Raw genomic sequence first — 11,208 nt, 5'->3', positions numbered from 1 at the left:
ACGGAATGGGCCCTTCGGCGGCCGGTGGGGCGCGTCCCCGCGGCGTCGCGCCTACTCCTCGAGTGTCAGGCCCTTCCTGAGCCTGACCAGGGTGCGGGACAGCAGCCGGGACACATGCATCTGCGAGATCCCGAGCTCCTCGCCGATCTCCGACTGCGTCATGTTGGCGACGAAGCGAAGGGAGAGAATTTGACGGTCCCTTGGCGGAAGGTCTGCGATCAGCGGCTTGAGCGACTCGACGTACTCGATGCCCTCGAGCCCGTGGTCCTCGTAGCCGATGCGGTCCGCCAGGGCGCCCTCGGTCTCGTCCTCCTCGGGCTGGGCGTCCAGCGAGCTCGCGGTGTACGCGTTGCTCGCCGCCATGCCCTCGACGACCTCGTCGTTGCTGATGCCGAGCTTCTGGGCCAGCTCGTCGATGGTGGGTGCGCGGTCGAGCTGCTGGGCGAGTTCGTCGCCCGCCTTTGCGAGGTCGAGCCGCAGCTCCTGGAGCCGGCGCGGCACCCGTACCGACCACGAGGTGTCGCGGAAGAAGCGCTTGATCTCGCCGACGATGGTCGGCATCGCGAAGGTCGGGAACTCGACGCCCCTGCTGAGCTCGAAGCGGTCGATCGCCTTGATCAGGCCGATGGTGCCGACCTGGATGATGTCCTCCATCGGCTCGCTGCGGGAGCGGAAGCGGGAGGCGGCGAACTTGACCAGCGCCAGGTTGAGTTCGACGAGTGTGTTGCGCACGTAGGCGTACTCGTGCGTGCCCTCTTCGAGGTTCTCGAGCCGTCCGAAGAGCGTCTTCGACAGGGATCGGGCGTCCAGCGGCCCCACCTCGTCGAAGGGCGGGATCGCGGGGAGGCCTTCAAGGCCTTCCAGCTGCTCGGACCGGTCGCTGGCGGGGGTGGGCAGTGCCGACGGCGCGGTGGGGGTACGCGATTCGTCGAGCCGGGGTGACATGGTCTCCTCCATCGTTCTCGGCATATGGCCGCCGATGCCAATACATGTTGCTGCGGTGAGCGGCGCCTCCAAAGCCGGCCGTGGTTGGTTGTGTCCTTACTAGGCCTACCCGCTCCATGTGGACAGTTGCAAGTGTCAAATGTCCCGAATGTCGGGTTTGATGGGGAGTTCGGCTGGCCGGTCGGCGTACTGAAGGCGTAATGTTCGACGGACGTCAGCGCCCGTCTGTCGACGGCGTCCGGCGCGAAGAGCGACACGGTGGACGAAGCGGCGAAATCGGCGAGTACGCAGTGAATACGCAGCGAACGACACGGCGAAGAGGGACGGCCATGGACCGCGGGACGGTCGGCAGCGCGAATCGGGGCCGGCTTCAGGTCGAGGTTCGGACCGAGGGCCACAGCGAGGTTGTGAAACCGGCGGGTGAGTTGGATCACCACACTGCCGAGCTTCTCCGCGCGCCCTTGGACGACGCACTCGCGCAAGGCCGTGCACGCCTGGTCATCGACTGCTCACAGCTCGAGTTCTGTGACTCGACCGGGCTCAATGTGCTGCTCGGCGCCAGGCTGAAGGCGGAGGCCGCCGGGGGAGGGGTCCATTTGGCCGGGATGCTGCCTGTAGTGGCAAGAGTCTTCGAGATCACCGGGGCGGAGGCGGTCTTCACCGTGCATGACTCGCTCGAAGAGGCCCTCTCCGACTGACCGGCCCCTGTAGTCCGCGTCACGCTCACCGCGTCGGCGTAGTGGGTGTTGTCACGATTCGGCAGGGCAGGAGAACCCCCGCGGAACGTTGACCACCCAGCACTCTGAGTATTGAAGTAATGGCGAATTGGTGAATCGGTGAGGTGAAGCGCTGATGAGCACCACCCGGCAGCAGCAGCCGGGCGACCTCGGCCCCGAGCCGAGCGGCGCCGGCGCCGCCGGCTCCTCCGGGTTGCCCGGCGGCGCGGTGCGCAGCCTTGCCCTGGGCAGCGCCAGCGGCATCGTCCCGCTCGCCCGCGACTTCACCCGCCAGGCGCTGTACGACTGGGGCTGGCTGCCCGCCGCCACGGCCGACCGCCGCGCGGCGGCCGAGGATGTGCTGCTGGTCGTCTCCGAACTGGTCACCAACGCCTGCCTGCACGCCGAGGGACCGGAGGCGCTGAAGGTCGGCTGCGACGGCAAGGTGCTGCGCCTGGAGGTCTCGGACCGCGGCACCGGGCAGCCCGCGCCGCGCACGCCGCACCGGGCCGGGCGCCCCGGCGGACACGGCATGTTCATCGTCCAACGCCTCTGCATGGACTGGGGAGTTGTACGCATTCCCGGCGCGCCGGGCAAGACGGTGTGGGCGGAGCTCGCCGCCCCGGTCTAGCGCCGTCGCACTGCCTTCGTGCTGGTGTACGCAGGTTTTGAATCTCTTGTGGAGCACGTCAATACGGCGTGCTCTTTGTCTTCCCTCCCCAAGGTCCCAGGCGTACCTTGAGCGCCCGATCTGATGTGTCGTCAGTAACTTCGGCGACTCGCGGCAGTAACGTCCGGCGTGAGGGGAACTCGAGGTGTCGTACCAGAAGCGGACAGCTCTCGCGCTGGCAGCAGCGGTGGCGGGCTCGGTGGTGCTGATGGCCGCCCCCGCCGCCCATGCCAGTGTTGTAGACGTCGACTACCAGTGTCAGACGCCGATCGGGCCCAAGGGCGCGGTCTCGCCGATCGACATCAAGGCCGTCAAGAGCGGCAGCGGCTACCGCCTGACCATGTCCTTCCAGAAGGGTGTCTCCTCCAGTCCGGTGGAGCTCGGCAAGGGCGCGATGAAGCCGAGCGCGCTGATCAAGCTCGGCGGGGTGGGAGACGGCACGGTTTCGGTGTCCGGCCCGGCGAACGCCGCGGCGATCCCGGCCAACACCCCCATCAAAATCAATGACTTGTCGGGTACGTACACCCCCAAGAAGACCGGCAAGGCCACCTTCACCGCCGGGGTGCTGACCATCAAGGCGCTCGGTACGACCACGACCTGCACGCCCAGGAACAACCCGAAGCCGTCGCTGGAACTGGATGTCACCGCGGCGTCCGGCACCGGCCCCCAGAGCACGCCCTCCGGCGGTGACGAACTGCCCAGGACCGGCCCGCTGGACTCGGCCATGGCGCTCGGCACGCTCGGCGGCACCGTGCTGCTGGCCGGGGCGGCCGGGGTGCTGTGGCTGACCAGGCGCGGTCAGCGGACCGCGAGCTGACCCGTGCGGATGCGCTCCCTCCTGGCCGTCGTCGCCGCGCTGGCGTGCGCGCTGAGCGCACCAGCGGCGCGGGCGGCGGACGCGGCCTGGACGGTGGGGCCGGGCGGCGACGGCAGGCCGTACTTCTATCTGGAGGGCGTGCCGGGCGCAGTGCTGGAGGACAAGCTGTCCGTGACGAACCCGGGTGCGAAGCCGCTCACCGTGCGCCTGCGCCCGGCCGACGCGTACAACACCTCCTCCGGCTCTTTCGCCGTGCGCGGCGCCCGCCAGTCCAAGGGCGCGGGCACCTGGATCACCCTCGCCTCCGACCGGGTGACGGTCCCGCCGCGCACCCGCGCGGAGATCCCCTTCTCGGTCACTGTCCCGCCGGGCGCGCTCCCGGGTGACCATCCGGGCGCGGTCATGGCGGCGGTGGGCGAGCGGGAGGCGGGCGTACGGATCCATCTGCGCGTCAGCGGCCCGACGCTGGCGGCGCTCACGGTGGAGGACGTACGAGTCTCGGGCGGCATCATTCGCTGCACTCTGGTGAACCGCGGCAATACCGCCCTGACCCCACGGCTCACGGTCCGGGCGGACGGCCTCTTCGGCCAGGTGCTGCGCCGGGCGCCCCGCACCCTCCCGGAACTGCTCCCCGCCCAGCGCGTCACCCTCACCGAGAAGTGGCCGGATCACCCGTCCCTGGACTCGGTGAAGGTCCGTGTCGAGGTGACGGCCGAGGGCGACGCGCTGGCCGAGGCTTCGGCGTCGGCGACGTTCGTGCCGTGGGGGACGGTGGCAGGCGCGGCCGCGGCACTCCTGGCGGTTTCCGGCGGCACGGCGCTGTGGTGCGTACGGCTCAGGAGATCAACCGGCCGGACGCCGGACGGTACGGGTGCGGAACAGGCGGACGGGCAGCGCGAGTTGACGGGAGCAGCCAGGTGAGCACCAAGGGTCTGAGGGCGACGGCGGCTGTGCTCGTGGCGCTGGCGCTCGTACTGCTGCCTGTGATGCCGGTGCTGCCCGCGCACAGCGCCGCCGCGGCCGACCCGAAGCCCAAGGTCACGCTCTCGCAGACGCAGGCCGGCAAGGGCGGGGACATCACGGTCAGCGGCACCGGATGGCGGCCCAACACGCTCCTGATGATGCTCATGTGCGGGCAGGCTGTCCCTGACAGAGGCGTGATCGGCGGCACCAACGCCTGCGCCAACTCCGACGGCCGCGCCGTCACCACCGACGCCAAGGGCGGCTTCAGCAAGAAGATGCCGGTCGCCGAGCCGCCCAAGCCCTGCCCATGCGTCGTGCACGTGGCGACCGTCACCGGTGAACAGGCCACCGTGGACGCCCCGTTCACCGTCGCGGGCCACCCCACCGCGCCGCTGCCGCAGCCCACCGGCGGCAAACTCGCCGTGCTCGCCGCCACCCGGCTCGAAGGCGACTCCGGCATCCTCGTCTTCTTCGGCGCCCCGGCATCACGCACGCTCGAATTCACCGTCGGCAACCTCGGCTCAGCGCCGGTGCGGGACCCCGTCTTCCAGGTCGGCACCGCGCACGGTGTCTTCGCCCCGCAGTGGGAGGAGCAGCAGTGGCGCGGCACCATCGCGCCCGGCCGGAAGGCGCTGGTCAAGCTGCCGGTCCAGCTCTCCGCGGGCGCTCACGGCGACTACCAGATCTCCGTGAAGTACGGCACCAAGGTGCTGGCCGAACAGCCGTGGGGCGTCGGCCGCCCGTGGGGCGTCACGATCTTCTGGATCCTGCTCGCCGTCGTCGTGCCCGCGGCCGTGTTCCGCATCGGCATGGCGATCGTCGACCGCGTCCGCCCGCGGGTCCGCCCCCGCGGCACCGGCCGCCACCGCACCGTACAGCTGGAAAGCCCGCCGGCCGGCCCCCCGACCACCACGGCGGCTCTGCCGTGGTTCACACCTGACTCCGCACCGTCAGAGAACCGGTCCACGACGAAGGGACATTCGTGAGCACGCAACGGAGGATGAGCGCGGCCGGAGTCGCGCTGATGCTCGGCGGCGCGGGGATTTTGCTGGCCGCCGGCCCCGCCCAGGCAGCCGAGGTCGCATACAAGACGGAGTGCATCCCACCGCCCATCTCGGGGCTGCCACCCGTGCAGGGCACTACGAAGGTGCAGATCACCGCGCCCGCCGAGGCCAAGGTCGGCGACGAGGTCGAGGTGGTGTGGAAGTTCGTCGAAGCGGCTTCCAAGAACCCCGACATCCTCGACCTGGAGAAGGACACGGTGAAGCCGACCGGCACGCTCAAGGCGGCCGGCGCGCAGACCGCGGACATCGCCATGGAGGGGCCGCGGACGAACCCGCCGATCCCGAAGAACAGCCCGATGAAGCTGTCCGACATGAAGGGCAAGATCAAGCTGACCAAGGCGGGCGAGATCACGCTCACGCCCGACGCGTACAACATCAACGTCTCCAAGCCGATGTCCACCGACACCAAGTGCACGCCGAAGGAGACGGTCAAGGCCGCGGCGACGATCAAGGTGTCGGACGGCGGCGGCACTTCAGGTGGCACGACTTCGGGCGGGACGACCTCGGGCGGTACGACGGCCGGCGGGACCACGTCCTCCGGCGGCACCACCGCGGGGGGCACGACCAGCGGCGGCACCACATCCGGCGGCGGCGACGGCGGCCAGAGCGACTTCCCCGGCAAGGAGGTCGGCGTCACCTTCGAGTGCAAGTCGCCGGGACCGGCGAGCATCAACTCCAAGGTGACCATCAACGCCAAGAAGAACGGCGGGAGTTACGACCTCGTCGTCAAGACCGCCAAGGGCGTCATGAACAGCCCGGCCGCGCTCCCCGCGGGCGCCCTCAAGCCGTCCATGGCGGTCCTTCTCGGCGGCGCCGACAAGGGCACCGTCCCCGTCACAGGCCCCGCCAACAAGGATCCGCTGGAGCAGGGGAAGCCGGTGGACCTGCCCGACATGGCCGGGACGTACAAGCCGGGCGCCAGCGGCAAGTCGACGCTCAGCCCCGGGACCCTGACGATCGACGTCACCCTGGGCGGCCAGAAGATCAGCATCCCGTGCACGGTCAAGGGCAAGGCGGAGGCCTCCCTCCAACTCGACACCGCGGCGCAGCCGGGCGGCGCGAGCGGCGGCGGCAGCGCGGGCGGCAGCTCCAGCGGCGGCGCGGCGAGCGGCAGTTCGAGCACCAGCGGCGGCCTGGCCCAGACGGGAGCCGAGGACAACGGCGCCCTGCGCGCCCTCGCCCTGGTCGCCGGCACGGTGATCCTGCTGGGCGGCGCGGTGTTCACGTTCACTCCGTGGCGCCGGCTGCGCGGCACGCGCTAGCGGGTCCGGCACGGCGAAGGGCCGTCGCACCGAATCCGGTGCGACGGCCCTTCGTATGCGCAGGAGCTACGTCAGTGGACGTCGCCCATCAGCGTCTCGACCTTCTTGCGGTACATGTAGATCGCGAAGCCGGCCGCGGAGGCGAGCAACGCCTGCATGGCGATGATCGAGGTTCCGTTCAGGTCGACACCCGCGAGCGAGAGCAGACCCGTGGTGCAGTCACCTGCGGTGACGGCGAGGAACCAGACACCCATCATCTGGCTGGCGTACTTCTGCGGCGCCATCTTGGTGGTGACCGAGAGGCCGACCGGGGAGAGACACAGCTCGGCGATCGTCTGGATCATGTAGATCGAGACCAGCCACATCGGGCTGACCTTCGTGCCGTCACCGGCCAGGCCCATCGGCACGATGAAGACGAAGAACGAACCGCCGACGAGGACCAGAGCCATCGCGAACTTCACGATGGTGCTGGGCTCGTGGTTCTTGCGGGCCAGCCACAGCCACATCCAGGCGAAGACCGGGGCGAGCGCCATGACGAACAGAGGGTTCAGCGACTGGAACCAGGTGGCCGGGAAGGCGAAGCCGAACAGGCTGTCGCCGGTCTTGCCGTCCGCGAACAGAGACAGCGTGGAGCCACCCTGGTCGTAGATCATCCAGAAGAGGGCGGCGGCCACGAAGAACCAGATGTAGCCGCTCATCTTCGACTGCTCGGCGGTGCTCAGGCTCTTGTCGAGCTTGATGCGGACCAGCACGGCGATCGGGATGATCAGACCGGCCAGGGTGAGCGGGACCAGCGCCCAGTTCAGGGTGTACTTGCCCGCCATGACCACGGCGCCGTAGAAGCCGGCGACCACGACGACGGCGACGGCGACCTTGAGCAGGATGCTCTTGCGCTCGGCGGCGTCGAGCGGGTTCGGGACGACGCTGCTCTTCTCGCTCAGGCTTCGGGTGCCGATCAGGAACTGGGCCAGACCCAGGGCCATGCCGACCGCGGCGAGCGCGAAGCCGAGGTGCCAGTTGTGCTTCTCGCCGACGGTGCCGATCACCAGCGGCGCCAGGAACGCGCCGAGGTTGATGCCCATGTAGAAGATCGTGAAGCCACCGTCACGGCGCGGGTCGTCCGGACCGTCGTAGAGGTGACCCACCATCGTGGAGATGTTGGCCTTGAGCAGACCGGAGCCGACCGCGACGAGGATCAGGCCGACGAAGAACATCGCCTGACCCGGGACGGCGAGCGAGAGGTGACCGGCCATGATCACAAATCCGGCGATGGTGACGGTCTTGCGAGCGCCCCAGACACGGTCACCGAACCAGCCGCCGGGCATGGCCATGAGGTAGACCATCGAGACGTAGACGGCGTAGATCGCCGATGCCGTCGCCGCGGTCATCGCGAGGCCGCCGCCCTGGCTGCCGGTTGCCGCGTCGGCACCACCGGAGACCAGGTAGAGCACGAGAAGGGCGCGCATGCCGTAGTAGCTGAAGCGCTCCCACATCTCCGTCATGAAGAGAGTGGCCAGGCCGCGGGGGTGGCCGATGAAGGTCTTCTCGGAGCCAGGGGTGCTGGCCGAGTCCTTCGTCAGGCTGGACGCCATGGTCGATCCTTGCTTGATCGGGACGCGGCGCTTTGTGAGCGGTACGCGCCCGGTGGGGGGTTGGCCGGCACCGGCAAGGGACGCGTCCCGCCCCACGCCTGAGGGGTTCGCTCCGGTACGTCGGAGACGGGGGACTGTCCGCACCGGATCCACGCCCCGGGCGCCATCGCGCTCGGGGCCCGGCCCACAGGTCATTCACTGTCTTCGAGACCGGCAAGCCAACCTCGCGCAGCAAAGAGACCCTTGGCGCGTGTCTCGTGCCAAAGGTCCCGTGTAGTGCTACAGGCGTCGCATCACCATACGACATGACACTGCGGCATATGGAAGGACTTGAGATATGGATCACAGGCGTTCCTGGAACTGCCTGCCCTGAATCGAAGGTCGTAGTCATGATCGCATCCCACACCCACAGGGCTTGACGATCACGCACCGACGCGTACGTCTTGCGGTCTACCATCACCCCATGACCCGTGTACTGCTCGCCGAGGACGACGCTTCCATCTCGGAGCCGCTGGCCCGCGCCTTGCGCCGGGAGGGTTACGAAGTCGAGGTCCGGGAGGACGGTCCGACCGCGCTCGACGCCGGACTTGCCGGTGGCGTCGACCTGGTGGTGCTCGACCTCGGGCTGCCCGGCATGGACGGCCTGGAGGTCGCCCGGCGGCTGCGTGCCGAAGGCCACACGATCCCGATCCTGGTGCTGACCGCCCGCGCGGACGAGGTCGACACCGTGGTCGGCCTGGACGCAGGCGCGGACGACTACGTCACCAAGCCGTTCCGCCTCGCCGAACTCCTCGCCCGGGTACGGGCCCTGCTCCGGCGCGGTGCCACCGAGCCCGTCCCGGCGCCCTCCACCCATGGCGTACGGATCGACGTCGAGTCGCACCGGGCCTGGATGGGCGACGAGGAGCTGCAGCTCACGGCGAAGGAGTTCGACCTGCTGCGGGTGCTGGTCCGGGACGCGGGCCGGGTGGTCACGCGCGACCAGTTGATGCGCGAGGTCTGGGACACGACCTGGTGGTCGTCGACCAAGACGCTGGACATGCACATCTCGTGGCTGCGCAAGAAACTGGGCGACGACGCGGCGAACCCGAGGTATATCGCGACGGTACGGGGCGTCGGCTTCCGCTTCGAGAAGAGCTAGCAGGGTTACGGGCCGGGCCCGCACGCCCTCGTAACATCGCGTCCCGCCCGGAGGGCACATTGCGCCGCCGTCTGATCAACTCCACCCTCGCCGTCGTGCTGGTCGTCATCGCCGTCTTCGGCGTCTCCCTCGTCCTCGTCGAGACTCGCACCATCAGCAGCAGCGCCCAGGAGAGCGTGGACTCCGAGGCCCTGCGCCTCGTCAGCATCGTCGACAGCCGGCTCATCGGCGGCGAGCCCGTCAACCCCGACATCCTCGCCGAGCAGAGCGGCGCCAAGCGGTACGCCCTGATCGAGATCCCCGGCCGCGGCCCCATCGAGATCGGCGAGCGCCCCACCGGCAGCGTCATCCGCGGCACCGCGGAGGGCGAGCGCGGCGAGACCGTCACCGTCGAGGAATCCCGCTCCTCCGTGACCCGCGAGGTCGGCCGGAGCCTGCTGATCATCGGCGGGGTCGCCCTGCTCGCGGTCATCGCCGCCGTGCTGCTCGCCGTACGCCAGGCGAACCGCCTCGGCTCCCCGCTCACCGACCTCGCCGAGACCGCCGAACGCCTCGGCTCGGGCGACCAGCGCCCCCGCCACAAGCGCTACGGCGTTCCCGAGCTCGACCGGGTCGCCGACGTCCTCGACGCCAGCGCCGAGCGCATCGCACGAATGCTCACCGCCGAGCGCCGGCTCGCTGCGGACGCCTCGCACCAGCTCCGTACGCCGCTGACCGCACTCTCCATGCGGCTGGAGGAGATCACCGTCACCGACGACCTGGAGACGGTGAAGGAGGAGGCGAGCATCGCGCTGGCCCAGGTGGAGCGGCTCACCGACGTGGTGGAGCGGCTGCTCACCAACTCCCGTGATCCGCGCACGGGTTCGGCCGTCACCTTCGATCTGGACGAGGTCGTCAAGCAGCAGCTGGAGGAGTGGCGGCCGGCCTACCGCAGCGCGGGCCGGGCCATCGTCTGCTCGGGACGGCAGGGCATGCGGGCCGTCGGCACCCCGGGCGCGGTCGCCCAGGTGCTCGCCGCGCTGATCGAGAACTCCCTGATGCACGGCGGCGGCACGGTGGCCGTGCGCACCCGCGCCACCGGCAATCAGGCCGTGGTCGAGGTGACCGACGAGGGCCCCGGCGTACCGGCCGACCTCGGCGCGCGGATCTTCGAGCGGACCATCAGCGGCCGCAACTCCACCGGCATCGGACTGGCCGTGGCCCGCGATCTGGCGGAGGCGGACGGCGGCCGTCTTGAGCTGCTCCAGCAGCATCCGCCGGTCTTCGCGCTGTTCCTGAGCCGGGTGGCGCGCAGCCGCAAGGACCACCTGCGCAAGGACGACCCGCGCAAGAACGACCCGCCCACAGTCAGGTAGTCAGCCGCGGACTTGGCCGGCCGCGGGCTTGGTCAGCCGCGGACCTTGTCGGGCTGCGGCCGCCGCTGCCCCAGGAACGACTCCGCCGTCTGTACGGCCTCGCGCGCCGGCAGCGCCCGGAACACCCAGGTGCGGTACGACCAGAAGCGGAACAGCGTCGCGATGCCGATGCCGAGGAACTTGAAGAAGTTGCTCTGCAGCGGACTGTCCCAGCCGAAGCCGTACGTCGCGGCGTACAGCACCCCGCTCTGGATCACCAGACCGACCAGGCTGAACAGGAGGAAGAGCGTCAGCTCCTTGGTCCTGCGGCTCTTGTCGCGGTCCCGGTAGGTGAAGTACCGGAAGCCCAGATAGTTGAAGCCGATCGCGACAACCGTGGCGATGATGCTCGCCCGCACGACAGGGATGTCCGTGAGATGCCGTACGAGGTTGAAGACCCCCAGGTCCACCAGGAGTCCCACGCCACCCACTGCCCCGAACTTCACGAACTCGCGAGCCAGCTGCTCGAGCCGCACGCGCAGTGCGCTTCGTTCACTCATGGTGATCGCTAGCCCCGTTCGGGTCGGTGTCGTCGACCCAGCCATGCTATCCAGCACCCCCCGGCTCCCGCCCTTCGGACGGCCGCGATGGTGTGGCGAGGCTGTGACAAGGCAGACGGTACCCGGGTCCGGGACCGCGGGCGG

11 protein-coding genes are annotated in these 11,208 nt (G+C 69.6%); 8 read left to right on the top strand and 3 right to left on the bottom strand.

Going from position 1 to position 11,208, the window contains the following annotated elements:
* Positions 1-51: 51 nt before the first annotated feature.
* The gene (locus ACH492_RS14580; protein WP_398987312.1) at positions 52-945 is read right to left on the bottom strand and encodes an RNA polymerase sigma factor SigF; all 894 of its coding nucleotides are present in this window, start codon (positions 943-945) and stop codon (positions 52-54) included.
* Positions 946-1,274: 329 nt separating this feature from the next.
* Between ACH492_RS14580 and ACH492_RS14575 the strand changes: the two genes are divergently transcribed.
* The 6 genes from ACH492_RS14575 (at position 1,275) to ACH492_RS14550 (ending at position 6,437) form a co-directional block, all read left to right on the top strand.
* The gene (locus ACH492_RS14575) at positions 1,275-1,643 is read left to right on the top strand and encodes an STAS domain-containing protein (RefSeq protein WP_398986362.1); all 369 of its coding nucleotides are present in this window, start codon (positions 1,275-1,277) and stop codon (positions 1,641-1,643) included.
* Between the two features lie 154 nt (positions 1,644-1,797).
* The gene (locus ACH492_RS14570) at positions 1,798-2,292 is read left to right on the top strand and encodes an ATP-binding protein (protein WP_398986360.1); all 495 of its coding nucleotides are present in this window, start codon (positions 1,798-1,800) and stop codon (positions 2,290-2,292) included.
* Positions 2,293-2,476: 184 nt separating this feature from the next.
* Positions 2,477-3,148 (top strand): peptidase, encoded by a 672-nt coding sequence (locus ACH492_RS14565; RefSeq protein ID WP_398986358.1) that lies wholly within the window; start codon positions 2,477-2,479, stop codon positions 3,146-3,148.
* A gap of 9 nt (positions 3,149-3,157) precedes the next feature.
* Complete coding sequence (locus tag ACH492_RS14560) at positions 3,158-4,069, top strand: hypothetical protein (protein ID WP_398986356.1); 912 nt, start codon at positions 3,158-3,160, stop codon at positions 4,067-4,069.
* The gene (locus tag ACH492_RS14555) at positions 4,066-5,097 is read left to right on the top strand and encodes a neocarzinostatin apoprotein domain-containing protein (RefSeq protein ID WP_398986354.1); all 1,032 of its coding nucleotides are present in this window, start codon (positions 4,066-4,068) and stop codon (positions 5,095-5,097) included. The genes ACH492_RS14560 and ACH492_RS14555 overlap by 4 nt, the downstream gene beginning before the upstream one ends.
* Positions 5,098-5,111: 14 nt before the next feature.
* Positions 5,112-6,437: a hypothetical protein gene (locus ACH492_RS14550; RefSeq protein ID WP_398987311.1), complete on the top strand. Its 1,326-nt coding sequence runs from the start codon at positions 5,112-5,114 to the stop codon at positions 6,435-6,437.
* A gap of 71 nt (positions 6,438-6,508) precedes the next feature.
* Here the strand turns inward: ACH492_RS14550 and ACH492_RS14545 are convergent, their stop codons facing one another.
* The gene (locus ACH492_RS14545; protein ID WP_398986352.1) at positions 6,509-8,029 is read right to left on the bottom strand and encodes a peptide MFS transporter; all 1,521 of its coding nucleotides are present in this window, start codon (positions 8,027-8,029) and stop codon (positions 6,509-6,511) included.
* 463 nt (positions 8,030-8,492) lie between these two features.
* Here ACH492_RS14545 and ACH492_RS14540 point away from each other — a divergent pair, with 463 nt between their 5' ends.
* Positions 8,493-9,170 carry a response regulator transcription factor gene (locus tag ACH492_RS14540; RefSeq protein WP_307663030.1) on the top strand — a complete coding sequence of 226 codons (678 nt, stop codon included), beginning with the start codon at positions 8,493-8,495 and terminating at the stop codon, positions 9,168-9,170.
* Between the two features lie 59 nt (positions 9,171-9,229).
* Positions 9,230-10,525, top strand: a complete 1,296-nt coding sequence (locus ACH492_RS14535) for an ATP-binding protein (RefSeq protein ID WP_398986350.1) — start codon at positions 9,230-9,232, stop codon at positions 10,523-10,525.
* A gap of 32 nt (positions 10,526-10,557) precedes the next feature.
* On the opposite strand, the gene ACH492_RS14530 is transcribed toward ACH492_RS14535, so the two are convergent.
* On the bottom strand, positions 10,558-11,064 hold the full coding sequence (locus ACH492_RS14530) for a GtrA family protein (RefSeq protein WP_398986348.1): 507 nt from the start codon (positions 11,062-11,064) through the stop codon (positions 10,558-10,560).
* Positions 11,065-11,208 lie beyond the last annotated feature (144 nt).

Source organism: Streptomyces sp. NPDC019443 (genome assembly GCF_044389785.1).
GTDB lineage: Bacteria > Actinomycetota > Actinomycetes > Streptomycetales > Streptomycetaceae > Streptomyces.
The sequence above is the reverse complement of the archived record's forward strand: the minus strand, read 5'-3'. Positions and strand labels throughout refer to the sequence as shown.